Source organism: Paenibacillus chitinolyticus NBRC 15660 (assembly GCF_000739915.1).
GTDB classification, from domain to species: domain Bacteria; phylum Bacillota; class Bacilli; order Paenibacillales; family NBRC-103111; genus Paenibacillus_F; species Paenibacillus_F chitinolyticus.
In genome coordinates this window covers 83,462-108,911 of record NZ_BBJT01000015.1, presented here as the reverse complement: position 1 = coordinate 108,911, position 25,450 = coordinate 83,462, and the positions used below count along the sequence as shown (strand labels likewise).

24 protein-coding genes are annotated in these 25,450 nt (G+C 53.7%); 14 read left to right on the top strand and 10 right to left on the bottom strand.

The genetic code is table 11. The features are described 5' to 3' along the window. Positions 1-48: 48 nt before the first annotated feature. The 3 genes from PCH01S_RS25950 to PCH01S_RS25945 form a co-directional block, all read right to left on the bottom strand. A complete protein-coding gene (locus tag PCH01S_RS25950; RefSeq protein WP_042234677.1) occupies positions 49-756 on the bottom strand; it encodes a GntR family transcriptional regulator in 708 nt (235 codons plus the stop codon). 64 nt (positions 757-820) lie between these two features. Beyond that, entirely contained in the window at positions 821-1,018 is a 198-nt protein-coding gene (locus PCH01S_RS30700; protein ID WP_129112539.1) for a hypothetical protein, read from the bottom strand. Positions 1,019-1,123: 105 nt separating this feature from the next. Next, a complete protein-coding gene (locus PCH01S_RS25945; RefSeq protein WP_042234675.1) occupies positions 1,124-2,086 on the bottom strand; it encodes an acetylxylan esterase in 963 nt (320 codons plus the stop codon). Between the two features lie 202 nt (positions 2,087-2,288). Here PCH01S_RS25945 and PCH01S_RS25940 point away from each other — a divergent pair, with 202 nt between their 5' ends. Further along, positions 2,289-2,750, top strand: a complete 462-nt coding sequence (locus tag PCH01S_RS25940; RefSeq protein ID WP_042234674.1) for a GNAT family N-acetyltransferase — start codon at positions 2,289-2,291, stop codon at positions 2,748-2,750. A gap of 48 nt (positions 2,751-2,798) precedes the next feature. Here PCH01S_RS25940 and PCH01S_RS25935 read toward each other — a convergent pair whose 3' ends face one another. Then, positions 2,799-3,953, bottom strand: coding sequence for a Gfo/Idh/MocA family protein (locus PCH01S_RS25935; RefSeq protein ID WP_042234673.1), 1,155 nt, complete (start codon positions 3,951-3,953; stop codon positions 2,799-2,801). Positions 3,954-4,096: 143 nt separating this feature from the next. Here PCH01S_RS25935 and PCH01S_RS25930 point away from each other — a divergent pair, with 143 nt between their 5' ends. Next, positions 4,097-5,284 (top strand): AraC family transcriptional regulator, encoded by a 1,188-nt coding sequence (locus PCH01S_RS25930; protein ID WP_042234671.1) that lies wholly within the window; start codon positions 4,097-4,099, stop codon positions 5,282-5,284. Positions 5,285-5,316: 32 nt separating this feature from the next. Beyond that, entirely contained in the window at positions 5,317-5,796 is a 480-nt protein-coding gene (gene ybaK, locus PCH01S_RS25925; RefSeq protein ID WP_042234669.1) for a Cys-tRNA(Pro) deacylase, read from the top strand. A gap of 167 nt (positions 5,797-5,963) precedes the next feature. Here the strand turns inward: ybaK and PCH01S_RS25920 are convergent, their stop codons facing one another. After that, positions 5,964-6,662, bottom strand: a complete 699-nt coding sequence (locus tag PCH01S_RS25920) for a peptidylprolyl isomerase (protein ID WP_042234668.1) — start codon at positions 6,660-6,662, stop codon at positions 5,964-5,966. 252 nt (positions 6,663-6,914) lie between these two features. Between PCH01S_RS25920 and PCH01S_RS25915 the strand changes: the two genes are divergently transcribed. Beyond that, complete coding sequence (locus tag PCH01S_RS25915; protein WP_042234666.1) at positions 6,915-7,460, top strand: glutathione peroxidase; 546 nt, start codon at positions 6,915-6,917, stop codon at positions 7,458-7,460. Positions 7,461-7,517: 57 nt separating this feature from the next. Here PCH01S_RS25915 and PCH01S_RS25910 read toward each other — a convergent pair whose 3' ends face one another. Next, positions 7,518-8,186 carry a 3'-5' exonuclease gene (locus PCH01S_RS25910; RefSeq protein WP_042234664.1) on the bottom strand — a complete coding sequence of 223 codons (669 nt, stop codon included), beginning with the start codon at positions 8,184-8,186 and terminating at the stop codon, positions 7,518-7,520. 13 nt (positions 8,187-8,199) lie between these two features. Continuing rightward, positions 8,200-8,949 (bottom strand): MBL fold metallo-hydrolase, encoded by a 750-nt coding sequence (locus PCH01S_RS25905; protein WP_042234662.1) that lies wholly within the window; start codon positions 8,947-8,949, stop codon positions 8,200-8,202. A 220-nt stretch (positions 8,950-9,169) separates the two neighbouring features. Between PCH01S_RS25905 and PCH01S_RS25900 the strand changes: the two genes are divergently transcribed. Both PCH01S_RS25900 and PCH01S_RS25895 read left to right on the top strand, forming a co-directional pair. Continuing rightward, positions 9,170-9,502 carry a nucleoside triphosphate pyrophosphohydrolase gene (locus PCH01S_RS25900; RefSeq protein ID WP_042234660.1) on the top strand — a complete coding sequence of 111 codons (333 nt, stop codon included), beginning with the start codon at positions 9,170-9,172 and terminating at the stop codon, positions 9,500-9,502. A 154-nt stretch (positions 9,503-9,656) separates the two neighbouring features. Next, positions 9,657-11,561, top strand: coding sequence for a sensor histidine kinase (locus PCH01S_RS25895; RefSeq protein WP_042234658.1), 1,905 nt, complete (start codon positions 9,657-9,659; stop codon positions 11,559-11,561). Between the two features lie 15 nt (positions 11,562-11,576). Here PCH01S_RS25895 and PCH01S_RS25890 read toward each other — a convergent pair whose 3' ends face one another. Beyond that, entirely contained in the window at positions 11,577-11,825 is a 249-nt protein-coding gene (locus tag PCH01S_RS25890) for an NHLP leader peptide family RiPP precursor (RefSeq protein WP_042234655.1), read from the bottom strand. Between the two features lie 62 nt (positions 11,826-11,887). Further along, positions 11,888-12,832 carry a hypothetical protein gene (locus PCH01S_RS25885; RefSeq protein WP_042234653.1) on the bottom strand — a complete coding sequence of 315 codons (945 nt, stop codon included), beginning with the start codon at positions 12,830-12,832 and terminating at the stop codon, positions 11,888-11,890. 159 nt (positions 12,833-12,991) lie between these two features. Between PCH01S_RS25885 and PCH01S_RS25880 the strand changes: the two genes are divergently transcribed. From PCH01S_RS25880 to PCH01S_RS25845, 8 genes are all read left to right on the top strand, one after another. Next, positions 12,992-14,995 carry a methyl-accepting chemotaxis protein gene (locus PCH01S_RS25880; RefSeq protein ID WP_042234651.1) on the top strand — a complete coding sequence of 668 codons (2,004 nt, stop codon included), beginning with the start codon at positions 12,992-12,994 and terminating at the stop codon, positions 14,993-14,995. A gap of 147 nt (positions 14,996-15,142) precedes the next feature. After that, positions 15,143-16,855 (top strand): sigma-54 interaction domain-containing protein, encoded by a 1,713-nt coding sequence (locus PCH01S_RS25875; RefSeq protein WP_042234649.1) that lies wholly within the window; start codon positions 15,143-15,145, stop codon positions 16,853-16,855. 210 nt (positions 16,856-17,065) lie between these two features. Beyond that, positions 17,066-17,980, top strand: a complete 915-nt coding sequence (locus tag PCH01S_RS25870) for a proline dehydrogenase family protein (RefSeq protein ID WP_042234644.1) — start codon at positions 17,066-17,068, stop codon at positions 17,978-17,980. A gap of 33 nt (positions 17,981-18,013) precedes the next feature. Next, on the top strand, positions 18,014-19,585 hold the full coding sequence (gene pruA, locus PCH01S_RS25865; RefSeq protein ID WP_042234642.1) for an L-glutamate gamma-semialdehyde dehydrogenase: 1,572 nt from the start codon (positions 18,014-18,016) through the stop codon (positions 19,583-19,585). Positions 19,586-19,814: 229 nt separating this feature from the next. After that, positions 19,815-22,097 carry a class I SAM-dependent methyltransferase gene (locus PCH01S_RS25860; protein WP_042234640.1) on the top strand — a complete coding sequence of 761 codons (2,283 nt, stop codon included), beginning with the start codon at positions 19,815-19,817 and terminating at the stop codon, positions 22,095-22,097. A 72-nt stretch (positions 22,098-22,169) separates the two neighbouring features. Beyond that, on the top strand, positions 22,170-22,940 hold the full coding sequence (locus tag PCH01S_RS25855) for an NUDIX domain-containing protein (RefSeq protein ID WP_042234637.1): 771 nt from the start codon (positions 22,170-22,172) through the stop codon (positions 22,938-22,940). A 66-nt stretch (positions 22,941-23,006) separates the two neighbouring features. Beyond that, on the top strand, positions 23,007-23,705 hold the full coding sequence (pnuC, locus tag PCH01S_RS25850) for a nicotinamide riboside transporter PnuC (protein ID WP_042234635.1): 699 nt from the start codon (positions 23,007-23,009) through the stop codon (positions 23,703-23,705). Beyond that, positions 23,702-24,760, top strand: coding sequence for an AAA family ATPase (locus PCH01S_RS25845; RefSeq protein WP_042234634.1), 1,059 nt, complete (start codon positions 23,702-23,704; stop codon positions 24,758-24,760). The genes pnuC and PCH01S_RS25845 overlap by 4 nt, the downstream gene beginning before the upstream one ends. An 83-nt stretch (positions 24,761-24,843) precedes the next feature. Here PCH01S_RS25845 and PCH01S_RS25840 read toward each other — a convergent pair whose 3' ends face one another. Further along, positions 24,844-25,233: a VOC family protein gene (locus tag PCH01S_RS25840; protein ID WP_042234631.1), complete on the bottom strand. Its 390-nt coding sequence runs from the start codon at positions 25,231-25,233 to the stop codon at positions 24,844-24,846. Positions 25,234-25,450: the final 217 nt, after the last annotated feature.

The window sequence follows — 25,450 nt, the reverse complement described above, 5'->3', positions numbered from 1 at the left end:
CTTGTATGCTCAAGGGGCAAGGCATTCCGAAGTCTTCCGCTTGAGTCTTCAGTCGATAAAATAGTCGGGAAACTGCTCCCGGAGCTGTGGAATCTCATAACTCAGGCTGCCGAGATGCTGTTCCAGCAGTTGAACGGTACTTGCTTCGTCCCGCTTTTTCAAACTGTCGAACAGCTCCAGGTGCTCTTCGACCAGTTTCGGGGTCAGCCCCAGTTCTTTCATGGCCAGGTATCTGAGACGGTTCAGATGGCCCCGCATATGGTAAACCACTTCCAGCAGTGTCGCATTGCCGGTCAGCTCCAGGACGCACTTGTGAAAAGCTTCGTCCAACTGCAGAAACTGAACCACATCCTGATGCTCCGCCGCCTCGCTCTGTTCCCGGAGGATACGGCTGATCTGTCTCTCGGCCTGCACAAACTTCTCGGAACTGTCCCAGCTTCCGGCCGCGAGCCTGAAGGCGCTGCTCTCCAGGCTGAGCCGGACAAAGCTGCTTTCCTTCACTTTGGATTCCGAAATGCGGGCGATCTTCTTATGCCTTTGGGGAAGCACCTCGATCAGATGCTCCATTACAAGAAGCTGGAACGCGTCGCGGATCGGAGTGCGGCTGATCCGGAACGTATCGGCGATTTCACTTTCGAAAATCGTTTGCCCGGGTTCCAGCTTTAAGGTGATGATGGAGTCCCGCAAGGCTTCATACGCTTGTCCGCCCAACGACTTGCCGCTCGTGATGAAAGGAATTTGCCGGGTAGACGCCATAGAACTCACCTCCTTTATAGGATAATCGGATTAAAATAAGTATACGTGTATACACGTATACGCGTCAATGAAAAACGCTCCAGATGCTGGAAGGCTGCTGCGGGCTCTCCAGCGGATGCCGAAGTGAGAGCGGGCAATGCCGAAGAGAAGAGCGGGCGCTCAAACCCGGCGCCAGGCCCTGAAGCGGACATGCCGCGTGTCTGAGCCGCTTGGCGGGATCGGACTCCGGCTGCGTCTGACCTGCCCGGGAGCCTCGCCCCATCCTGCATCCGCCACAAAAAAAAGCAGGGTACTCCGTTATCCGTCCGCATGCTCTGCGGGCGGATAACGTGAGGCCTGCTTCTCAGGCCGGGCTCCCGGCGCTTCTCTACTGCGCCTCGCGGGCCCACTCGGCCAAATAGCGCCTGTGCTCCTGCTGCTGCCGCTCGCTGACTTCATGGCCGGAGAAAGGATGCACGTCGATGTGCTTATCCCCTTCGATCCGGTTGTAGGCGGCGAAGATGGCCTCCGGCCAGCACACCATATCCTTGAGCCCGACGGTCATTCGGACAGGCACCCGGATGCGGTGGGCCAGGTTCATCATATCGAAGTGGGCGAGCGTTTCGAATACCGGTTCCAGCCGGTCCGGGTTCCGCTTGATAAAATCGGCGGCTTCCTTCAGGGAACCGACCGAGTTCAGCACGCCGAAATCCATATGGCACATGTTCGGAATGTCCGCAACGATCAGCGACACTTTCTCGTGAAGAGCGCCCGTGATCAGGGAGAGGCCGCCGCCTTGGCTGCCGCCCACCACCGCGATTTTGGACGCCCGCACTTCCGGCCGTCCGGCGGCCCACTCGACCGCTTTGTACGCGTCCAGCGTAACCGCCATGTAATAGCAGCGGTCCTTGTCGAGGATGTTCTGCGTCATCCAGCCGGTGCTGGTTCCCGCATCGTAGTCGAGCCGGTTGCCGGTTTCGCCTCCCTGGCCCCTCACATCGACGGCAAAAACGGCAAAACCCTGCAGCAGCCAAGCCGCATACCGTTCCGGCAGGCCTTTGTCGGCCGTATATCCCGGGAACATAACGAGACAGGGGTAGCTTTTCTTTTGCATAAAAGAGGGGACCAGAAACCAGCCGTGGATGGGGGTCTCGTCAAATCCCTCATAGGTAACGTGATAAGTATCGACGCCGTTCATCAGCGAATCTCTCTGCTCGACGCGGGCGTTGAGGGGCTTGTTTTTGAAAAGGTCCAACTTCTTGTCCCAGAAATGATCGGCGGCGGACGGGTCCAGCGTCAGTGCGGGCTTGTACTGATGAAGAGTATGAATTCTTTTCTCGACGGCATTCATTTCCTAATCCTCCAGTCAACTATGAAGTTTTATTCCATTTATTATAAACTCGGCAAGTTGAAAATACACGATGTTTTTGTGTGCGGAAGGACAGGAGGAAACGGACCGATTCGCAAAATAAGGTTGTAACCGGAGTCTGCCGTAACTAAAATGATAGGAAAGCATACATCCTATACCTGCGCTATGAAGGAGAACGCCTGCCATGACTACGGATTCGGTCAGCATCAGACCCGCAACGGCGGAAGATACCCGCCAGCTTCACGATCTCATGATCCAATATATCGTCGACTTTTACAAAAGGCCTCGTCCGGATGAACGCGAGCTGGATAAGCTCATCGGCCATCTCCGTGAAAATCCGTCCGCCGGTTTGCAGTTTGTTGCGGAAAAAGACGGTACGCTCGTCGGCTTCGCGACGCTGTATTTTTCGTTCAGCACGCTTCAAGTCAAACGGACGGCCGTGCTGAACGATCTTTTCGTCGATGCTTCGGCCCGTGGACATAAAGTCGGAGAGCGGTTGTTCCGCTCGTGTCTGGCCTATATCCGGGAGCAGGGCTTTGCTTACATGACGTGGGAAACGGCCAAAGATAATACGGCCGCCCAGTCGTTATACAACAAAATGGGCGGACATGTCTCTACGGACTGGCTCGTATATGAGATCGAGTAAAACGGACGGCAGCCCGTCCGTGATGGACAGGCTGCTTCAAGAGGCCGGTTAAGGCGTATATACCGCCGGTGTGTCGTACCGGATAGGCCGGAACGTGCCCGACGCTGCGGATTCGCGGGCTTGGACGCACATCAAAGCGCTTAACAGGCCGTCGTCCATCGTAGCGACCGATGAAGCGGCGCCCCGCATCAGCCCGGCGAAATTGGCCGCAAGGGCGGAGTCGCCGCCGAAATGGTTGTCGCCCGCCCCGATCTCGTAAGTCTCCACACGTGGTGTGTGGTGCATGAACACTTGGACCCGGTTCGTGTAGAAATCGAACTCGACGGTACCTTTGTACCCGAGGAAACGTGCTCCTCTGGAAGCGGCCCCCCGGCGGGCGAAGAAATTTTGCGAATACGAAACATGCATGCCCGATTCGTAGCGGATCAGCGCGCTGCCGGAATCCTCGTTGCCGGTGTCTTCGGCGTATAAGCAGTATTCCCACGTCTGCGGGATATCCTTGGAGGGAAACGCCGTGCTGTCCGGGCAGGTCCGCTTCTCTTCGCAGTCGGCGCATTTCAAGCCCGCAGGCTTCGTCCCTTTGAAAATTTGCTTGGACGTCATGGCAGCTACATCCGTCGGAGCGATGCGAAGAACCGAATTGATATAGTCGAAGTCATGTGTCGCCTTCTGGAGGAAAAGTCCGCCTGTTTCGGCTTCGTCCCGGTACCAGTTCTGGTAATACACCGCTCCGTACGGCACGTTATTGACGGCCTGCACGTGCTCGACGGTGCCGATTTTACCGGAGTCGATGATTTCCCGGACGAAATCGACGATGGACGTGACCCGCAGGGGAAACGAGACTACGACCGGTGAACGGGACGCCTCGTAGCCCTGTTTCAGCCGGAGCAGATCTTCCATCGTTGTCGCGACAGGCTTTTCCAGATACAGCGGCAGATGGCGGGAAAGCACCTTGAGCGCCATGGGCGTATGCAGGGAACAGCGCGTTCCGATCAGAACGCCGTCCAGCGGCTCGTTACCCAGCATCTCGTCGGCGGATGTGTAGAAGGAGATATCCTCCCGTCCTTTTTCACGGAACTGTTCCCGAAGTTCCCCGAGGCGGATATCCGTGATGGCGGTTATTTTACAGTCCGGGTCCTGCTTCATGATCTCCGACGCAACGTGGCTGATGCGGTCGCCGTAGCCGATTATTCCCAGGTTCATAGAAGCTCCTCTTTTCTGAATCGCATTTGGTAAAAGAATAAAATCCATTACGTTCAGTATAAAAAGGGAAGCCTTCTTTTTCTTTGTCCGAAGGGCCGGATTTTTTGTCCCTTTTAGTTGAGAACGGTGAGGGAGGCGAGAGAGTGGAGGAGAAGGAGTTGGGCGAAAAACCCGTTGCCCGGGAAATTCAGGCAGTCGCGGAAAAGCAGGCAAGCCGTGAAACAAGTGAAAACCGGGAGCAGGAGCGCGAAGATCGGGAGGCGCGAAAAGGGTTGAAGGAAGCCCAAGAAGCTCAAGAAGCTCAAGAAGCTCAAGAGGTTCAAGAGGTTCAAGAAGCCCAGGAAGCTCAAGAAGCCCAGGAAGCTCAAGAAGCCCGTGCCTTGGAGTTTCAAGAAGTTCCCGCGAGTGGAGAAACCCGGGAAGCCCGGCTTAACCGGATGCAGAGGACGCACCTGGAGCAGGTGATCCGGATCGGCAGCATCATCACGATGTATTATTTCGAGCACGGGAAGGACTACGTGTTCCGGGGAGAGCGGCATAACTTCTGGGAGTTTCTGTACGTGGACAAGGGAGAGATCGAGGTCGTGACGGACGACGCCGGGCATGTTCTCAAGCAGGGCATGGCTATCTTCCACGAGCCGAACGAATTTCACAGCTTCCGGGCCGCGCCCGGCAGGGCTCCCAATGTGATCGTGCTGACCTTTGATTGCGATTCTCCCGCTATGAACGCTTTTGCGAGAGGTGTGCTGAGGCTGGAGGACGAAGAGAGGGATCTGTTGGCCCGGATTATCCGGGAAGGGGAGAACGCGTTCGAATTTCCGTTCGAGTATCCGCTGAAGCGAAGAGAGAGGGCCCTGCCCGGTTCCGAGCAGCTGCTGCGCTGCTATCTGGAAGCGTTCCTGATCCGGCTTCTGCGTCAAGCGCCGTTTGACGAGAATGCCTCTTCCGCCCAGTTGTCATCTCCGGCAAGACAGAAGAATCAGGAGGAGCTGGCGGCGAAAGTGATTGCGTTTATGGAAGCGAATGTGGAATCTCCCGTCACGCTGGATGAAATTTCGCGGCATTTTCATATCGGAAAAACGCTGCTCAAAGAGAGCTTCAAAGCGCAGACCGGCACAACCATTATGAAATATTGGGGCCGGATCAAGATCGGACAGGCTAAGCTCCTGATACGGGAAGAGACGTGCAATTTTACGGAAATCGCCGGACGGCTCGGATTCGGGAGCGTGCACCATTTTTCCAAAACGTTCAAGAAAGCGTCCGGCATGAGTCCGTCCGAGTATGCCCGTTCCGTGAAAGCGAGAATGGGGACGGGGGACTCCCGGGCGTAAGAACGATTCAAACACAGCAGGGAGGCTGAGCGATGGGTACACAAGCCAAAACAAACGCTTGCCGGATGCTCGATAAGCTCGGTATCGCGTATACTCTTCACGAATACGAGTGGGACGAAGATCAACTTGATGCGGGAACCGTGGCGGGTAAAGTAGGGATCGGAATCGACAGCATGTATAAAACCCTCGTTTTGCGCGGGGACAAAACCGGGGTTCTGCTGGCCTGCATTCCGGGAGGCAAAGAACTTCACCTGAAGGCGCTCGCTTCGGTAAGCGGTAACAAGAAGGTGGACATGGTCCCGGTGAAGGAGCTGCAGGCGCTGACCGGCTATATACGGGGCGGGGTATCTCCGCTCGGTATGAAAAAGAACTATCCGCTGTATCTGGAGCGCACGGCGCTTGCGACCGAGCCGGTCAGCATTTCGGCCGGCCGCCGGGGGCTGCAGATTTTCCTCGGCGGGAAGGACCTTGCGGCGGCGGCGGACGCCATCCCGGCCGACATCACGCACTGAAGAGCGCGATGAGCTCGGTGAGCGCGGTGCGACAGGACCTTCGCCGGCGATATCCCCGCACGCAAAAAAGCCCGCCAGCTTGAATTGCTGGCGGGCCTTTCCGGCCGGCGCGCATGGTGCCGTTCCGGACCGGCTTCCGGTTACCGAGAGCGGCGGCCTGCGGCTGCTTACTTAATCGTTTTCGGCTCGGGATAGTCGACTCCGAGCGTATCCACCGTGACCTTCTTCATCGCCGGCGGAGTTTTGGGACGGTCGTTGGCTTCCGTAGGCTGGTTGACGATCTCGTCGACCGCCTCCATGCCTTCGGTTACTTTACCGAAGGAAGCGTACTGGCCGTCGAGATGCGGAGAGTCCGCTACCATGACGAAGAACTGGGAGCCGGCGGAGTCCGGATCCTGGGCGCGGGCCATCGAGAGGACGCCGCGGGTGTGCTTCAGCTCGTTCTTGAAGCCGTTGGAGGTGAACTCGCCTTTGATGCCGTAGCCCGGACCGCCGGCGCCGGTTCCATCCGGGTCGCCGCCCTGGATCATGAAACCGGGGATGACCCGGTGAAAGATTTTGCCGTCGTAAAATCCTTTTTTGATGAGCGAAATGAAGTTGTTCACCGTATTCGGAGCGACCTCGGGATAAAGCTCCGCTTTGATGATTTTGCCGTTGTCCATTTCAATGGTCACGACGGGGTTTTTGCCGTCCGTCTTCGGCGGTTCCGAACCGCCCGCGGAACCGGTTGCCGTCGGGGACGGCGTCGGAGCCGGAGTTGCCGTGCCGCTTCCGTCCGTCTTCGCTTTACCGCATCCTGCGGCGATGACCAGAAGGGCCATCATAAGAAGCAGAAGACCTGTAAAACTTTTGCGCTTGCCTGTCATGTCATTCATTCCACCTTATCTTCATGTTTTCGTTTCTATCATACCGCTTTTGGATGCCGGATGGAAATTTTGGGAACCGCGAGACGTGCAGACCTGAGTTTTTGACTTGGTTCTCCGACTGTGCTACATTTGAAATGCACATAAATTGTGAACAATTTAATTTTTGTAAATCGAATAAAAGCGGGTACCTGTACCACCTCCGGGCAGCCGCCCCTGTAGTGCGGGACCGCAAGAACATGGAGGAAGTTGACGATGAGCGTATACCCTTATTCAGCCAGAAACATTCGCGGAGCGGAAACGAAGCTCGAAGATTATAAAGGCAAGGTGCTGGTGATCGTCAATACGGCGAGCCAATGCGGATTTACGTCTCAATATGCCGATCTGCAGAAGCTGTACGAGAAATACCGGGACCAGGGACTCGTCGTCCTCGGATTTCCGTGCAACCAGTTCGGCGGGCAGGAGCCGGGCACGAACGAGGAAGTCAACACCTTCTGCCAGCTCAATTACGGCGTTACGTTCCCGCTGTTCGAGAAAATCGACGTGCGCGGTGAAGAGAAGCACCCGCTTTTCGCTTACTTGACCGAACAAGCGCCCTTCGAAGGCTTTGACCTGAACCATCCGAGCGGGAAAATGCTGAATGCGTTTCTGTCCGAAAAGCAGCCGCATCTGCTCCAGGGCAATGATGTGAAATGGAATTTCACCAAATTTCTCATCGACCGCGAGGGCAGCGTCGTGAAGCGCTTCGAATCCGGCGTCGATCCTCTGGATATGCAGTCTGCTGTCGAAGCCGTCCTATAGAGCCGGCGGACGCGGGCAGCACCGCCGGCTGCCGAACCGGCCCAAAACAAAAGGAACCTACGACGTAGGTTCCTTTTGTGCGAACAGGGCCAGCTTTTCGAACGGGTTGTTCGTGAAGCTGTCGCCGGTTTTGTACACGACCTCCGTCGTATACAGGGGAAGATCCCCGGCCTGGTTCCGCTCCAGCACGAGCCGGTCGTGCAGATGGATGAATAGCTTAGCGGTATTCATCGCATCGTCCAGGGCCCGGTGATGGGAGCCGTCGAACGGGATATTCCAGTATTCGAGGGCGGTCTTGAGGCCCATCTGCTGCTGCTTCTCCTGCTGGACGAGTCCGGCCATAAGCTTTTGCAGGTTGTTGTGGTTGCAGATCCAGTCGGTTTTGACGCCGTGCATCCGGCAGTCGCTTCCAAGCTGGATCAGGTCGTCGGGGCCCCACGCGCACAGGTAGTAGTCTCCGTCTCCGATCCATTCCAGCAGACGTTCCAGCACGAGCGGCCAAGGTTCCGCCGATTGCAGCTCACTTTGCTTAATACCGGTCAGGGCCTGGGTGGAAGCGGAAATAACCGGGGACCGGTCGGGTTTTACGAAGGATTGGAACGTGCCGGTAACCACAGGTTTGCCATCCGTGAATTCAACGGCCGCCGCTCCGATTTCGATAATTTCCGAAACGTGGATCTTTTTGCGGGTTACGGTCATCTCCAGATCATACACAATTACTTTCAAAGAAATTCACCTCCTAGAGAGAAACCCTCATCATATCGTGTGCCAGCAACACGCCCGGTGTGCCGGTTTTTTTATATTGGGCTAAAACCTCATCGTAAGGCTCGTCATCCGTGAGATGAATCGCAATCACTTGAGGAATCCGGTCGACCGGATAGAAGGTCAGGATGCCTTCCAGGCTGGTATGGATGCTCATGTCGCCTCGGGCCTGCGTCGCTTCGTGGATCAGAACGTCTATCCGTGGCTGGCTGCGTATCCATTCGCTCGGTGCCGTGTCCGCTGAATAGACGAGCACCTTGTCTCCGCACGCGACCCGGATGCCCGATGTGGAGCCGGCATGCAGGCTCGTGAAGACGGAAACCGTCATATCGCCCTGCACGAACAAGGTTCCGGGCTCTGCGCAGTCGAACGGCTGCACCTTGATCTCGAAGCCGATGGGCCATTCGTCGGTCCGGTACGCGCGGAGAATATCGCCGAGCTGGTCCTGATGATCCTGCGGGCAGCAGATGATAAGCGGCTCTTTTCTTTTGCCGAGCCACATGCCCCAGAGCAAAGAAGGGAGACCGAAAATATGGTCGATGTGGAAATGAGTAAGAATGACCCCTTTGATGGAATGCAGCGGGATTTCAGCCTGCTTCAGCTTGCCGAGCGGATTGCCGCCTACGTCTATCATCCAGCTGCCTTCATCATGCTGAAGAAGCAGGTAAGTGTTGTCCCTTTCCCTGCTGCCCGAAGCACTGGCACTTCCTAATATAAGAACGTCCACGATGTTTTCCTCCGATCTGTTTGTCCCAAGTACTTATAAATGTATCGGCAATCGGCGTAATGTGCAAGAAAATCCTTAAAGGACGCCGTCTCGGCAGTTCAGTCCTCCTAACGGCTTTTAAGGGAGATAAATTGTGCGCTTTGTGGCGTCAGGTAGTTTTGGCGCCTCTTTCAAAATGGTAAGCTTAGGACAAACGGAACGCAAAGACGGAGGACTGCGTATGACCATTTATAACAAACTCGTTCGGGATAAAATACCGGAAATCATCCGGGAGAACGGACAAAACTGCCGTACGCGCTTGCTCGGCGAAGAGGAATACAAACTGGAACTGCGGCGGAAGCTCGTGGAAGAGTTGAACGAATATATGGAAGCCCGGGACGACGTCCAGGCCGTGGAAGAGCTGGCCGATCTGCTGGAGCTTCTGCATGCGCTGACAGATCTGCACGGTTCTTCCCCGGAAGAATTGGAATCTGTGCGCGAGCGGAAAGCGGACAAGCGCGGCGGGTTCAGGGACAGAATTTACCTGCTTGAAACGGAAGACGCGGGGAAATAGGAGGCATACGGCGATGATTGTCGAATAAAATCGCGCCTTGTCATTTATTTTTCCAAATAGGAAGGAAATTTAAGTGTATTTGGCGAATTTTGTCATCTTAGGTATTCCGACACAAGACTACCCTTTTCTATCCTTCTTTAGAGGTGCATACATAATGACCAAATCAAGAGTAACGGAGTTCCTGGCGTCCGTGTTTACCGGGATCGTACTGCTTACTTTGTTGTTCGTGCCGGCCACGGCGCGGGGGCAATCTCCCTTAGATACGATTAAGATTACCGAATGGGCATACAAATGGGACAGTCAGGGGACTAGCTTTGACGGGACACAGGCTCCTGTCGGCGCTGACGGATGGATACCCGCCAACGAGAAGGGAGACATGCCGGTCAAGCCGGAGGGCGTTTCCGCACTCTGGGTGAAAATCGAGCTGCCTCGGCTGGATTGGGACGAGCCCGGTATGCTGATCGGCAAATTGTACGGCCACCGCATTGAAATTTTTACGGATGAACGTAAAATTTATAAAGCGGGACATACGTACGTGTACGATAAGAACCGGCTGCTGATTCCGCTCAGTGCCAAAGAATCGGGCAAAACGGTTTATATTCATATCGAAACGGACAGCGACCGGATCGGGCTCCAGAAAAACGTGAACATCGGAGACTATCAGGCGCTGCTTCCCGGCTATGTCAAATCGAATCTGACCGATATTTTGCTGGGCTTCTCCTTCGTGTTCATTGCCCTCCTGATGCTGATCTGCACCGTATTTCTGAACCGAGTGCAGCTTGCCAAATGGATTTCGCTCAGTCTGGTCATTTTGGCGATCGGGATGCTCATGATCGGGTCTTCCCAGTTTACGTATACGTTTTTTGAAGATCAGGGCAAGTGGATCGAAAGTTTATTCGATCTGGCGCTGCTTGTGTTTTTGCCGACTCTGACGGTGTATTTCGAACAAATATTGGGTCATGGGGCCTGGTCGCTGTTGACCAAATACCGCTGGTTCCAGATCGGCTTCTCGGTTCTCTGCGTTCTGTTCCAACTGGTGAACCACCTAGCCTCTTACCGGTACGACAAAGCTTATTATTTCATGACGGTGACGATGCTGGGGCTTACGATGCTGATCCAATTTGTGCTGCTGATCGGAATGGCCGCCACCCATGCGCTCAAAGGCAGCAAGGACGGGGTCACTTTAACGACGGGAATCGGCCTTTTCGCCGCTTCGGGTATCGTCGATCTGCTCGTGTTCTATGCCAAAAACGAACAGTATGAGTTTATTTACTGGAAGTTTGGGATCGTTTGCTTCGTGACTTCGCTGATCATTATTCTTGGCAGGGGATTTGCCCGCGATCACGAGAAAATCGTGAAGTATTCCAAGGAACTGGTGATGTACAACAATGAGCTGCAGCGAGCGGAAAAAATGGAGATCATAAGCGACCTCGCCGCCTCCGTGGCTCATGAGGTGCGCAACCCTCTGCAGGTGACGAGAGGTTTTCTCCAATTGGCCGCAGAGAAGCTGGACCAGAAGGAAAAAGGGTACATGAACATGGCGATCGAGGAACTCGACCGGGCTTCCAACATCATTACGGACTTCCTTACGTTCGCGAAGCCGCAATTGGAACATATCACGTCACTGAACATCTGCCAGGAATTGAAGCAAATCGAAGGCATTCTGGTTCCGCTGGCCAATCTTCAAGGCGGCGAAATTACGCTGGAGGTGCCGGAGGATCTGTACATCGAGGGCAATTCTTCGAAGTTCAAACAGGCGTTTATTAACATCATTAAGAATAGTATCGAGGCATTGGACGGGCAGGGACAGATCCAGATCTGGGCGTACAAACAGAAGACTGAGGTGTGGATTCATATCCGGGATAACGGAGAGGGAATGGAAACAAAAGAGCTCTCCAAACTTGGAGAGCCGTACTTTTCAACCAAAACCAAGGGGACTGGGCTGGGTCTTATGGTCACCTTCCGAATCATTGAGGTTATGCATGGCCGTCTGGAATTTAAGAGCGAGAAAGGTGTCGGCACTGAAGCGATCGTCCGGTTTCCTTCGATACCCGGCTAGTCGTTTTGTAGGGGATTACCAGACGCTGTTCACGTTGGATTTGGCGCTGAGCACTTCAGCCGGATTCGGAGGAATCACAAGAAAGTACTGACCGGGAGCTTCATCCAGAACTTTTACGTCCGCCGATTCCGGCAACTCGATGTCAAAGGCTTGCTTTAGGGCGCTTTTGGGGTCGTTCAGCAACGCTTTCTTGAATTCCGGGTCTGCCCAAGCTTTCTCAATGATCTGGTTTTTCAAAATCTCTTCTGCTGGCACAAGGCTCATCCTTTCAAAGTAAAGGGATCGTATTCCGCCCTGAGTATAGCATGGGTATAGGTCTAATGTCATTAGGATTTGTTTCTTTTTGACAGTAGGTGGGTAAATCCGCCTAGTCCCAAAAGTCCCCTTTCTTTGTCAATGTGCGAAGCTTCCGCCAGGAGGTCGTTCAATAGGGATTGATGAAAGGCGTCCATATGGGGGGCATGGAACAAGCCGGTCCGGGCATCGGTGGAGCAGGCCGCTGCGGCCTCGGCATAATCGCGCAGGCAGCCGTGAATGAACACGGCTTGTTTGACGTTGTCCTCCGAAAGCGGCTCCTCCGGCTTCAAGCCTCTTCGCGACCGGATCAGTGAGAGGAGGCAGTTGTAGCTGCCCGTATCCAGGTCTTCCCGCCAGTCGGCCCAGTCATCGGCCATCTGCAGGGCCAGGAGAGTATGATCCGTCTCACGCGAGAACGCCTCGATCAGCTCCTCCTGACCGCTTAACAGCAGGGCCCCCGTACTTGCCAGCTTAACGGGAGCGGCTTTATACGCGATGCGGACCGGGTCTTGGCGGAAATAATCCGCTTCGTTCTCCTTGGCCACGCATTCCGCCCACTGCCGCAGGTAGGTGTCCGCGTATGCCCAGAACGGGGAGTCCGCAGGGAAATACTCCCGGTAGAGGCGGGAATATTCCGCTTGAAACAGATTCGAGAGGGGCAGCATCAGCCGGCGCTCGTCCGCTCCCGTATCCGTGTCCATGAAATCGTCCTGGACGAAAAAATGAAGCATGACGAACACATTGGCTACTGAAAGCGTTCTGTACGTATCGGCAGGGAGCCGGGTCTGCTCCTTCAGCCAGAACGGCAGCAGATAGCAGATGTAGTTTTTCGTGCTGTCTTTTTTCAGGGGATGAAACCTGTCCAGATAGTCCATACCGGCTGTGTGCAGCGGGGCTGGAAATGCGGCAACCCGGCGCACCGCTTCTTCGAACACAAGCTCCAGTTCTTCTTTATAGTCCGTAAACCACTTCATGGGGCACCTGCCTCTTTTTTATTCTTTTTCAAGTATAGGTCACAGGTACTAGACCGGCAAGATAAGCAGGCATCTCTTTTGTGCAAAAAATGAACTCAACTCTTTCCCGGTTTCCACCGATAAATAATAAGCTGACATATATAACAGGAGGAAAAGCAGATGAATCAGGTGTGGAAGAAAATGAAGCTGAATAATTCCCTAAAAACCAAGCTGATCGCCGCTTTTCTACTGCTTTCGCTTGTGCCGCTGGTCGTGACATCCGTCGTTCTTCTGAATATGGCGAAAACCAACACGGAGAATGAGATTGCCCACAACATGAAAAACCTGGCGAAGTCCAATGCCGATAGCGTAGATTACTGGGTGCGACAGAGAATATCAATGGTCGAAGAGATGATAAAGAAGCATCCCGAGATGGCTAAAGGGGAAAAGACCCAAATTTTGAACATGCTCAAGACGGTGGGAGAAATCGATAAAGAATTCGAGTACTTTGCCTACGTGGAGAAGGACGGTACTAGTACAAACACCGAGGGCCTCGTGTCGAAAGTCGGGGAACGCGAGTTTTTCAAGAAAATGGTCGAAACGAAAAAAACAGTCGTCAGCGACATGATTATCAATTCCAAAACGGGAAAACCGGTCATTGTCATCGCCGTGCCGATCATGCAGGGAAGCGAGTTCCTCGGGGCCATCGATGCGGTTATTAACCCCGAGATTCTTCAAAAGCTCATAGAAGGAGTCAAGGTGGGCGAGAGCGGTTTCGGTTACTTGATCTCCGGTGAGGGCACCTACATGACTCATCCGGATAAAGAACGGATCGGGAAGAAGCTTGATGAAGTGATGCAGCCGAGCGAGCTGAAAAAATTCAAAGAGCAGGTACTCGCGAACAATGATGGAGAAGTCGATTACAAGTCGGAAGAAAATATAGACCGGACAGCCTCCTATTATACCGTATCGGCTACCGGCTGGAAGATGGTTGTCTTGACCAATGACTCGGAGATTCTGGGGGCGCTCCAGAAATTCGTCCGGACGACATTCCTCATCATTCTGATCGTGTGCATCCTGGTTCTGCTCATTTCCTGGCAGATCGGCAGGGTGGCCGTTGCGCCTATGCTGCATCTTTCGGAAGTGCTGAAGAAGGTTGCGGGAGGAGACCTGACCCCCCGTTTGAAGGTAACTTCGAAAGACGAGATCGGGGAAATCGCCCAAAATACGAACAAGATGCTCGAATCAATGAGTACGATCATCGGGGACGTGAGCCTCATGGCGGAGCAGGTTGCCGCTTCCTCGGAAGAGCTGACGGCTTCGTCGGCCGAATCGGTCGAAGCGTCCAAGCACGTGGGCCAGTCGATCGAGGAAATCGTTCGCGGCTCGGAAACGCAGGTGCAGAGCGCCGAGCAGAGCTCGAAGGCGATGGAGGAGATGGCCGGAGGCATCCAGCGGATCGCGGAGTCTTCGTCGACGGTTGCCGATACTACCAACCGGACGGCCGCCGAGGCGAAGCAGGGGAACAACGCCATCCAGATGGCGGTCCGGCAGATGGATTCTATCCGCGATTCCGTAACCGCCACCTCGGGAGAGCTTAAAACGCTCGGCGAGCATTCGCGGCAAATCGGCGACATTGTCGATGCCATCACGCAAATTGCGAGCCAGACCCAGATGCTTTCGCTCAACGCCTCCATCGAGGCGGCCAGAGCGGGTGAGCATGGGCGCGGTTTTGCCGTCGTAGCGGGCGAGGTGAAGAAGCTCGCGGAGCAGTCCGCGAAATCGGCCGCGCATATTACGGAGCTGATCGCGCACATCCGCACGTCCACGGATAATGCCATGACGACGATGGACCGCGGCGTTGCGGAAGTCGGCAAGGGTGCGGAAATCATCCATATTGCCGGTATTGTCTTCCAGGATATCTACACAGCCGTTCAGAACGTTTCGGATCAGATCCGCGAAGTTTCCGCGGCAACGGAACAAATGTCTGCCGGTTCCCAGGAAGTGAGCGCTTCGATGATGGAAATGCTGCAAATTTCCCAGGGCTCGTCGGACAGTGCCCAGATGATTTCAGCGGCATCCGAGCAGCAGCTTGCTTCTATGGAGGAAGTTTCCTCCGCGAGCGAATCTTTGAGCCGGATGGCCCAAAGTTTGCAGGAGAGCCTCTCCAAATTTAAAATCTGACCTCATATAGAATGAGACCTGCTTCTTCCTCCGGGGAGGAGCGGGTCTTTTCCTTTTGGAGAGAGCCAAATTAACCGGACCCGATGGATTTGGTTACATAACTGTGTTAATTTTAAATAGAGATTATTAACGAGAGGATACACATTCATGTTCGGTCTTGAACACCTTCAGTTGGACACATCTTTCCTTGCTTTGGAGGGGGAATGCCCGGTATCGCAAGCCAAGGCTCTGCTGGAACAGGTCCGTTTTGTGATCGTGGATACGGCCCCCGGCGCAGCTTATATCATTTCCTATCAGGAAGCCAAATTTCTGGATGCTTTTCATCCGGATCTGACTATAGATGAGTGGGTCCGCCGTACAGGCTGGCCCTGCTCGGCCGTTCTTCCGATGTCGAGGCTGGGAGACCTTCAAACCGACTGGCAGAAGCCTGTTCTGGTTCTCGGCGAAGATTCGGGGAAGCTGGGTATCGTTACGGCCGAAGCGATGATGAATTGTCTGCAGCAGGAGAAAAGACAGCTGGTGTCCTACCTGGACACCCTCGTGGAAACCGTCAACGACGCGGTGACGGCCGTAGACCGGGAGGGCCGCGTGATTTACTGGAACCGGACGGCGGAGCAAGTGTACGGGATCGGCAAGCAGGACATTATCGGCCGGACGATCGGCGAGCATTTTGAGAAAGAATCGATCATGCTTCATCAAATATTGGACGAAGGCCGGACCATCCGCCAAGTCTATCATCAACCCGCCCCGGACACCCATGTCCTGATCAGCGCTTCTCCAATCGTGGAGAACAATCAGATTATCGGCGGAATTGCCACGGAACAGGATATCACACGGATCGTGCGTCTAAACGAAGAGCTGTATTCGGCCATTCCGCTGCGGATCGAGCAGGACAAGCCTTTCTCGTCAATTATCGGAATGGGCCACGATATTAAACGCTCCCTGGAAGTCGCCCGTAAATTCGCCCGATTCAGCACCCCCGTGCTGCTTGTCGGGGAACCGGGCTCCGGCAAGGAGATGCTTGCCCAGGCTATTCATTACAGCAGCGAGCGCAAAGACGCCGCTTTCGTTTCTCTGCACTGCGGAGCCATTCCGGGCGGTCTGCTCGAAACGGAACTTTTCGGCTACCAGGGAGGCGCTTTTACAAGCGGCGAAGACCAGGGCAAGGAAGGGAAGCTGGAGTTTGCCGACGGCGGCACTCTATTTCTGGAGGAAGTGGGCGAGATGCCCCTGGATATCCAGCTCAAGCTTTCACAGTATTTAAGGGACAAGTCGTTCCATCGTGCGGGCGGGGAAGAAAGCATCCGTACGGATGCGAGGATTATCGCCACGACGCATACTTCGCTGCAGCCGCTTATGGAGCAGGGGCTTTTTCTGGAGGATTTGTTTTATCAGCTCAACGTGATGAGCATCGAAATCCCGCCCCTGCGCGAGCGGAGAGAAGATATCCCCGAGCTGGTGCAGGCTTTTATCCGGGAATTTACGGAGCATTATCACAAGCCCGTTCCCAAGGTTGATGCGGACGTGCTGAACGTACTTATGAATCATGACTGGCCCGGAAACATCCGGGAGTTGAGGAATGTCATGGAGCGCGCCGTCATTCTTTGCGAGGGAGATACGATTACGGGTGTCCACCTGCCACCGGGTCTTTCCTCCAAAATGCAGCATGACGAGTTTTTCGCGGACAGACAGGAAACGGGAGCGGCGAAGCCTCATTCCGCCTTTCAGCAGGAGGACCATCTGATCGAAGAAGCTTTGCGGAGGGCGTACGGCAACAAAAGCGCGGCCGCCAAACTGCTCGGCATTTCCCGCGGGACCCTCTATAAGAAAATGAGGGAGTACGATATTCACACGGAATAGCGGCAGATCTCCGCGTAACAAGGTCAGCAAGTACAATTTATATGCACCTTTGGACAAAGAAATTGTTCAGAGGTGTTTTTTTTATTGGCTGAAAATAGAAGAAAGTGTATACAAGTGATGAACATTATTGTATTATTGGACATATATTAAACATATGTGTTCATTTTGGTGAACACAATATTCAATAATTTGGAATATGGAGGCATCTTTATGGAAGCCATCATGAGAAATATGTTCCAAGCGCTGGGCAAAAGCCATTCGGCGAACAAAATGGCCAAAAGGTTCGGTCTCCGATTTGGAGCCGCAAGGTTTGTGGCGGGGGAATCCATTCAGCAGGCAATTGAAGCTGTCCGCGGACTGAACAGTGACGGCCGTCTCGCTACGCTGGATCATTTGGGCGAATTTGTGTTCAGCGAGGAAGAGGCCAACGAATCGGCCGAGATGTGTATCAATACTTTGGAAGCGATTGCAGCGTCCGGTGTCAACTCGAACCTTTCGCTCAAAATGACTTCGCTGGGTCTGGATATCAGCAAGGATCTGTGCCTGCAGAACATGCGCCGGATTCTGGACTGCGCCAAGAAGCACGGGAACTTCGTCCGCATCGATATGGAGGATTACGAGCACTGCCAGATCACGCTCGATATTCTGCACGAGCTGCGCGACGAATACGATAATGTCGGCACCGTTATTCAGGCATACCTGTACCGCTCGGAGCAGGATATCCGCGATCTGAACGGCATTCACGCGAATCTGCGTCTGGTCAAAGGCGCCTACAAGGAGTCGCCGAAGGTTGCTTTTCCCGAGAAGAAAGACGTGGATGACAATTATAAAAAAATCATTAAACAGCACTTATTAAACGGCAATTATGCCGCAATCGCCAGTCACGACGAAGCGGTCATTAACGAGATGAAAGCTTTTATCCGCGATATGAAAATTTCGGGGGATCAATTCGAGTTCCAAATGCTTTACGGAATCCGGGAGGATCTTCAAAAGCAGCTGGTTGCGGAAGGATACCGGGTGCGCGCTTACGTACCTTACGGAATCGACTGGTTCGGGTATTTTATGAGGCGGCTTGCCGAGCGCCCGGCCAACGTCTGGTTTGTTTTGAAGAACTTTTTTAAATAAACATACATTTTCATTTAGGGAGAGATGGCCATTATGACAACGAACCAAACGACAATTGCCCCGTTCAAAAACGAGCCGTTTACGGATTTCACGCAAGAGGATAACAAAAAAGCGATGCAGGAGGCTCTGGCCAAAGTTAAACAGGAGCTCGGCAAGGAGTATCCCCTTCATATCGGGGCGGATAAAGTAACGACCGAGGACAAAATTGTCTCGATCAATCCCGGGAACATCGACCAAGTAATCGGCCGAGTCAGCAAAGCCACTCAAGAGCTTGCCGAGCGCGCCATCCAGACGGCTCTGTCCACCTTCGAGACATGGAAAAGGGTACCTTCGCGCGAACGCGCCGAGTATTTGCTGAAAGCGGCGGAGCTGATGAGACAGCGCAAGCATGAATTTTCGGCCTGGATGATCCTGGAGTCCGGGAAGAACTGGGCGGAAGCCGATGCGGATACGGCGGAAGCGATCGACTTCATGGAATTTTACGCGAGGGAAGCGATCCGTCTAAGCGAGACGAATACGCATCAGCCGCTTACGAAGCTTGACGGCGAAGATAACCGCCTGACTTACATCCCGCTGGGAGTAGGCGTGGTGATTCCGCCGTGGAACTTCCCGCTGGCGATTTGCGCTGGTATGGCTACTGCGGCTGTCGTTTCAGGCAACACGGTGCTTGTGAAGCCGGCGTCCACTACCCCCGTCATCGCTCACAAGTTCGTGGCTCTTATGGAAGAAGTCGGTTTGCCGGCCGGCGTAATCAATTACATTCCGGGCAGCGGAGCCGAAGTCGGCGATTACTTGACGACGCATCCGAAAACCCGTTTCGTCAGCTTCACCGGTTCCAAAGAAATCGGTCTCCGTATTAACCGTCTCGCTGCCGAAACGGCGGAAGGCCAGATCTGGATCAAGCGCGTTATCGCCGAAATGGGCGGCAAGGACGGAATCGTCGTCGACGAAACCGCCGATCTCGATGCGGCTGCCGCAGCTATTACCGCTTCAGCATTTGGCTTCCAGGGACAGAAATGCTCGGCCGGTTCCCGCGCCGTTATTGTGGAATCCGTCTATGACGAGATTGTGGAGAAGGTTGCAGAGTTGACCAAAAAGCTGGAAATCGGTCTCCAGGATGAAAACTACGCCGCAGGTCCCGTGATCGACGAAAACTCTTATAATAAAATCCTTGAATATATTGAAATCGGCAAAAAAGAAGGCCGTCTCGTTACGGGCGGCGGCAAAGCCGAAGGAAACGGCTATTACATCCAGCCGACTGTATTTGCGGATGTGGACGGCAAGGCACGCGTCATGCAGGAGGAAATTTTCGGCCCCGTCCTGGCCATCGCGAAAGCGAAAGACTGGAAAGAAGCAATCGCCATGTACAACGATACCGAATTCGGTTTGACCGGCGCTTTCTTCTCCAAAGACGAAAGCCGCATCGAAACGGCTCTCCAAGACATGCACTGCGGCAATCTTTACATTAACCGCAAATGTACGGGCGCGTTAGTCGGCGTTCATCCTTTCGGAGGCTTTAACATGTCCGGTACGGATTCCAAAGCGGGCGGTTACGATTATCTGCTTCTGTTCACGCAGGCTAAGCTGACTTCCAGAAAACTGTAAGGCGGTCACGAAAAGCTTACGCGCAGCAAACGGTTATTTGCAGCTGTACCGCGAAGACCGCAGGACTCTTCAGGAAAGGCTGCTTTAACTATAGGAGACGGGAAGGAACGGAAGTTCCTTTCTGTCTTTTTGTCTTTTATCGGGTGAATTAAATCTTTCCCCTTTGGGTTAAACATCATATGATTGCTATAACGACTATCTTGTTTTCACAGGAAGAGAGGATCTAATCATGCTTACTTCACTAAAAGCGATCGAAGAATACCGTCGAGGCGCAGAACCTCCGGTTCCTGCTTATACGTGGCTCCGGTTTCTCGTTTCGGCGGAAGAGCGGATCGTCAATCTGGAACGGATCCGGTCCATTCATGAGTTGGCGGATGCGAACCCCGTACTGGATTATGTGGAAAGAACGCTGCGCATTCTGGACGGGTTGAAGCTTTCTTTCTGGGTGAAAGAAATTTTGGAAACCGTGCTCGTCTGGTCCGAAACGGCCAAAGGCGGAACGGTCCGCCAGCGGATGCAGTGGCAGGCCGACGGGGTTAATTTGTTCGTTCATAATATAGGGTCCGCGCAGCTTTTTGACCGCTTTAACGAAATGGGCGAGACGGGGACGGACAAGCTTCTCGTGATCCGTACCTTGATCGAAACGCACGGCTTGCTCGGGCAGTATATACGGGGCGAGGTCCCTTTTGAAGGAAATGAACCTTTGACGGAGATCGTCAAGCGGGGGCTCCTGACTCCCGAAGAACTCCAAAGCCTGCTGATTCCTCTGAACCACTGCATCATCGGCGCTGTTTCGCCCGAACTGTGGAGCACGGTGCGAAGCGAAGTGGAGGAACTGACCGCGCATATCTCCAGCGGAGAGCAGCCCGGGGTATGGTCGGTCCGTGAGCGGCTGCGCAAACTGAGAAGCGGCTCCATCCGCCAAGGGGAGAACTTCGAAGCCGAATACGAGAAAGTAGCGGAAGCGCTGGAGGCGACTGAACGCGTCCGGGTGGACAAAGCGGGAGAAGGGATGCCGCAGGGCGGGCAAGTATTTGTCGGCGAAGCGCTTGACGGGGGGACGAGGCAGGCCAGACAACCCGCACGTACCAAGCAAGCCGAGCACATTAGTCAAGCCGGATACTCCGGACTTGCGCTCGAAAGAGCGCTGCAACCTCTAGCGGGAAAAACGCTGTGGTATGTGGAATCCGCGCTTCAGGAATTTAGCCTGGAGGAAGTCGTAAAGGTGTTTATGCTCGCCTTGCAAACGGGAGCAACCACCGACTCGGCCATGACTATGACGGATGAACCCGTCCATCATATCAGCTTCGAGCGGTTGATGAACGCCATGTATTACGATTACAAGGGCGTGAAGAAAATCAATGTGTACAAAAAACGCATCATTGAAAAGTTTCTTCGCGAGCTTGCTTTTGAACATATAGGGTCGAGCGGGGCGCCTGTGAACCCGCACCTGGCCTACAAGGTGGAACGCAGCCCGTCGGCTGCGGACACGGTGTTCTTCACCTTCGAATTTTCCGCTGCCGCCGAAAAACTAATTGAGTTTTGCATGGAAGCGGAGAAATCGCCTCTTTATGAGAAGGCGGTATTGCTCTTGTTCGACCTTTTCGAACTGAGACGTGACGCCTACGACCGGTTTCATAACGAGGAAGAGTATTTGGAGACGATGAACCGGACAGCCGATTATAAGAGCGTGATGCTGGAGTTCATTACGGGGGAAAAGGTGCTTGATATCGGACCGGGCGGCGGCGTTATGCTGGATCTGATCGAGCAAAGGCTGCCGGATAAGCAGCCGGTCGGAATTGACATCTCCACCAATGTCATTGAAGCCTTAAACCGCAAGAAACAGCTTGAAGGACACCGCTGGGAGGTTCTGAAAGGTGACGCGCTTAATCTGAAAGATTACGTGCATCCGGGCACTGTCGGAACCGTTATTTTTTCGTCCATCCTGCATGAACTGTACTCTTACATCGAATGGAACGGTTCAAGGTTCAACCTGGACACGGTGGCAGCTGCTCTGCGCAGTGCTTTCGATGTACTGGCCGCAGGAGGGAGAATTATTATCCGTGACGGCATAATGACGGAACCCGCAGAGATGAAACGGCGTATTCGTTTTCTGGCCCACGAGGACAAAGAGTGGCTGCTGCGGTATACGGGTGATTTTGCCGGTAGGCAGATACAAGTCGAGTATGCGGAAAACGGCGATGCGGTGATGCCTGTGAACGATGCCATGGAGTTTCTCTACACGTACACGTGGGGGGAGGAAGCTTACGTTCACGAAGTGCAGGAGCAGTTCGGTTACTTTACGCCCTCCGGATATGCCGATTTCATCGGAAAGGTGCTGGGGCCGGAAGCCGTTATTGTGGAGTTCCGGCACTTCCTGCAAGAGGGTTATACAGACGCGCTTGCGGGCAAAGTCGTTTTCATGGATGAAAAGGGAGCGCCCGTTCCGCTTCCGGACAGCACTTGTTTGATTGTTATAGAAAAAAGAGGAGAAACACACCTTGACAATTAGTTTTAATATGTCATAATGATAATATCAAATTGATGTTATATACTTGTTCTCTAAGAAACGGCAGGTGCAGACATGAACCCGAATTTGGCGGAAGAGAATTACTCGGCGGGCAAATACAGAACCCCGGACGGCGCTCCCGCGGATATCGTGATTTTTACGATCACTTCGACCGAGCGCGGCACGGTCAAAAAATCTTTGCCCCACCGGGAGCTGCAAGTTCTGCTCATCCAGCGCAAAGGCTGGCCGTTCGCCGGCCAATGGGCTCTTCCCGGAGGCTTCTGCAAGGAGACGGAGACCGTGTACGATTGCGCAAAGCGCGAGCTGAGAGAAGAAACCGGAGTCGGGGAGGTGCATATTGAATACTTCAATGTGTACAGCACGCCCGGCCGGGATCCGCGGGGCTGGATCATCTCGCATGCTTTCTTCGCGCTGGTGCATGAACAGTATCTGGCAGGGCGTCAGGCAGCGGACGACGCAGCCGATGTTAAGCTTTTCTCCGTGGAAGAGGCGCTCGGGATGGAGTTGGCGTTCGATCATAAGCAGATCCTTCAAGACGCTCTGGATCAAGTCCGCAGGCAGATGCTAACGACGATTATCGCCAAGGAATTTCTTCCCGAAGAATTCACGATCAGCGAGCTCTACCAAGTTATCCGGACGCTGGTCCCGGAATTTGAGGAGAAAAATTTTATCCGCAAAATCACCTCCACCCAAAGCCGCAAAGGAATTATAGAGGAAGCGAGGGATTCCCGGGGCGAGCGCAAAGTCTCCAACCGCTATTCACAGCGTGCGGCTCAGCTTTACCGGTTTACCGGAGATGTGCCTCAGTTGTCATTGTACAGCTAGGCTTTTCTTTTAGTTTTTGATATTGTCAATTTAATATTATTAAATTAATTATTTGGAGGGAATGGAATGAAAAAAACAGGAACCATGATTGTGCTGCTAGCCGCGATGCTGACGATTGCCTGGTTGACTTCGTCGTCTGCTTTTGAAATCGCAGCAACGACGACGGGACTGCTTTGCGTCTGGCTGACGGCCAGAGAAAACATATGGTCGTGGCCGATTTCGCTGGTTAATGTGGCCTGTTTCTTCTATATGTTCTGGGAGGTAAAGCTCTACGCGGATATGGCGCTCCAAGTGTTCTTTTTCCTGTTGAGTATTTATGGCTGGATCGTCTGGCTCACAAAAAGGGAAGGGGCGGGCGTGCGTCCGACGAGGAAAATAGCGCCGTGGCTGATCCTTCCTCTGGTTCTGTTTCTGATTGGCGCGACGACGGGCTGGGGATATGTTCTGCACAAGTATACCGACGCCTCCATCCCTTATGCGGATGCGTTTATCGCTACGCTTAGCATCATTGCCCAACTGCTCTTGTCTGCTAAGATTCTGGAAAATTGGACGGTGTGGATTGCGGTGGATGTGCTGTCGATCGGCATGTACGCCTACAAGGGACTGGATGCGATTGCGTTCTTGTATTTGATCTACTTGGGCATCGCGATAGCCGGACTGATTACGTGGAAAAGAAACTATGCCGCCGCGGGTCAGGAAGGGTTCAGTCTTACACCGGAGCCTGCGGGCAACCCTCATAGCACGGAAAGAGGTGCATGGAAATGAATACGGAAAATAGGAACATACAGGATACGGAGTTGAAAAAAGAAGTAGTAACCACCGGACTTACTCTGGGCAAATTCGCTCCGCTTCATAGAGGGCACCAATTGATGATCGAGACGGCGATAGAGGAAAACGACGACGTGATCGTGCTCATCTATGACAGCCCGGATGTCACGGATGTCCCGCTCCCGGTAAGGGCCGCATGGATACGGACGCTGTATCCCGGCGTTGAAGTGATTGAAGCCTGGGACGGACCGGCAGAGAAAGGGTATACGCCCGAGATTCAGAGGATGCACGAGGAACACATTCTCGCCATGCTTGGCGGCAGAAAGATTACGCGTTTCTATTCCAGCGAAAAATACGGAGACCATGTAAGCGCCGCGCTGGGTGCGTATAACAGGCAGATAGATCCCGATCGTCTGAAGGTACCGGTCTCCGGCACACGGGTTCGCCACGACCCGTACGGCCAGCGCCGTTATGTAGATCCTGTCGTCTATCGGGATTTGATTACGAAGGTTGTGTTTCTGGGGGCTCCGTCGACCGGAAAAACAACGCTCGCCAGTTACTTGGCGAATCTTCACGGAACGCAATGGATGCCCGAGTACGGGAGGGAATATTGGGCGGAGCACCAGATCGGCCGCCGTTTGTCAAAAGAGCAGCTCCTGGAAATCGCGGAGGGTCACGTGGGAAGAGAGGAGAAACTGACGGAAGAAGCCGATAAGTATGTATTCGTCGATACCGATGCCCGCACAACGCTGAGGTTCTCGATGTATTATCACGGCGGGGCGCTGCCGAAGCTTCATGAATTGGCGGAAGCTGCCGCTGCCCGCTACGATTTGGTCTTCGTCTGCGGCACCGATATCCCTTACGACGACACGTGGGACCGGTCGGGCGACGCGCAGCGGAATCTGTTCCAGAAACAGATTCTGGCGGATCTGAACATGCGTCGTATCCCTTATTTTGTGCTCAGCGGCACGCTGGAGGAACGGGCTGCCCGGGTTAATGCCGTATTGGCCAAATACCGGAAATACCGCAGCCTCGTCGAAGTGCTGGCATAATCCGCAGCCATGGAAGAGGGAGAGTCCTGTCGGGACTCTCTTTTGTTGTCCGCCAAGCCAAACGAATCAAAGAAGGCAACCCGCTAAACGTCGGGAGCAACCACTTCGACCTTGATCCGGTCCGGGTCTTCGAAATAAACGGCATAATGCCGGGGGCCGCCCGCGTGCGGATGCTGTTCCCGGTACAAGACGCGGACGCCTCTTGCCGCTAACGCCTCCGTCAGCCCGTCCACCTGCTCTCTGGATTTCGCGTGAAAGGCGAGATGGTTCAAACCGGTACGCCGCCTATGGTAAGGAAGGTCCAGGAAGCGCTCTTCGGTCTGAACAAAAACCAAATACGTATCTCCGCACTTCCAACTGATTCCTTTCTCCCAGCGCTGGAACGTCTCGTAACCCAGTTGGCTCAGCAGCCATTCCCAGAAAGGGGCCGATTCATTCAAATCGGACACATTGATTTCGACGTGATGAAGCATAAAAACCTCCTGGAATCTCTTGTAAACAGTATAAACAGGAACACGTGTTCTTGTCAATTTTTTAAAAAAAGCTTAACTGAATAGAATGTAAAAAACGAGCGATTTACCAAAAAAAGATATTGATAACGATTCTCATTGTTGATATACTCGTCTTGGGAATTTGTGATGAACGGACATGAAAAAACATGCTTTATCATCCTGTTTTCAGCCAAAAGAA

Coding starts and splice junctions, on each gene's coding strand:
- pruA (WP_042234642.1), top strand. CDS start 18,014: ATGACAACGAACCAAACGACAATTGCCCCGTTCAAAAACGAGCCGTTT.
- PCH01S_RS25890 (WP_042234655.1), bottom strand. CDS start 11,825: ATGAGCCTTGTGCCAGCAGAAGAGATTTTGAAAAACCAGATCATTGAG.
- PCH01S_RS30700 (WP_129112539.1), bottom strand. CDS start 1,018: ATGGGGCGAGGCTCCCGGGCAGGTCAGACGCAGCCGGAGTCCGATCCC.
- PCH01S_RS25895 (WP_042234658.1), top strand. CDS start 9,657: ATGACCAAATCAAGAGTAACGGAGTTCCTGGCGTCCGTGTTTACCGGG.
- PCH01S_RS25945 (WP_042234675.1), bottom strand. CDS start 2,086: ATGAATGCCGTCGAGAAAAGAATTCATACTCTTCATCAGTACAAGCCC.
- PCH01S_RS25875 (WP_042234649.1), top strand. CDS start 15,143: ATGTTCGGTCTTGAACACCTTCAGTTGGACACATCTTTCCTTGCTTTG.
- PCH01S_RS25880 (WP_042234651.1), top strand. CDS start 12,992: ATGAATCAGGTGTGGAAGAAAATGAAGCTGAATAATTCCCTAAAAACC.
- PCH01S_RS25845 (WP_042234634.1), top strand. CDS start 23,702: ATGAATACGGAAAATAGGAACATACAGGATACGGAGTTGAAAAAAGAA.
- ybaK (WP_042234669.1), top strand. CDS start 5,317: ATGGGTACACAAGCCAAAACAAACGCTTGCCGGATGCTCGATAAGCTC.
- PCH01S_RS25855 (WP_042234637.1), top strand. CDS start 22,170: ATGAACCCGAATTTGGCGGAAGAGAATTACTCGGCGGGCAAATACAGA.
- pnuC (WP_042234635.1), top strand. CDS start 23,007: ATGAAAAAAACAGGAACCATGATTGTGCTGCTAGCCGCGATGCTGACG.
- PCH01S_RS25860 (WP_042234640.1), top strand. CDS start 19,815: ATGCTTACTTCACTAAAAGCGATCGAAGAATACCGTCGAGGCGCAGAA.
- PCH01S_RS25870 (WP_042234644.1), top strand. CDS start 17,066: ATGGAAGCCATCATGAGAAATATGTTCCAAGCGCTGGGCAAAAGCCAT.
- PCH01S_RS25900 (WP_042234660.1), top strand. CDS start 9,170: ATGACCATTTATAACAAACTCGTTCGGGATAAAATACCGGAAATCATC.
- PCH01S_RS25940 (WP_042234674.1), top strand. CDS start 2,289: ATGACTACGGATTCGGTCAGCATCAGACCCGCAACGGCGGAAGATACC.
- PCH01S_RS25840 (WP_042234631.1), bottom strand. CDS start 25,233: ATGCTTCATCACGTCGAAATCAATGTGTCCGATTTGAATGAATCGGCC.
- PCH01S_RS25950 (WP_042234677.1), bottom strand. CDS start 756: ATGGCGTCTACCCGGCAAATTCCTTTCATCACGAGCGGCAAGTCGTTG.
- PCH01S_RS25915 (WP_042234666.1), top strand. CDS start 6,915: ATGAGCGTATACCCTTATTCAGCCAGAAACATTCGCGGAGCGGAAACG.
- PCH01S_RS25920 (WP_042234668.1), bottom strand. CDS start 6,662: ATGACAGGCAAGCGCAAAAGTTTTACAGGTCTTCTGCTTCTTATGATG.
- PCH01S_RS25935 (WP_042234673.1), bottom strand. CDS start 3,953: ATGAACCTGGGAATAATCGGCTACGGCGACCGCATCAGCCACGTTGCG.
- PCH01S_RS25885 (WP_042234653.1), bottom strand. CDS start 12,832: ATGAAGTGGTTTACGGACTATAAAGAAGAACTGGAGCTTGTGTTCGAA.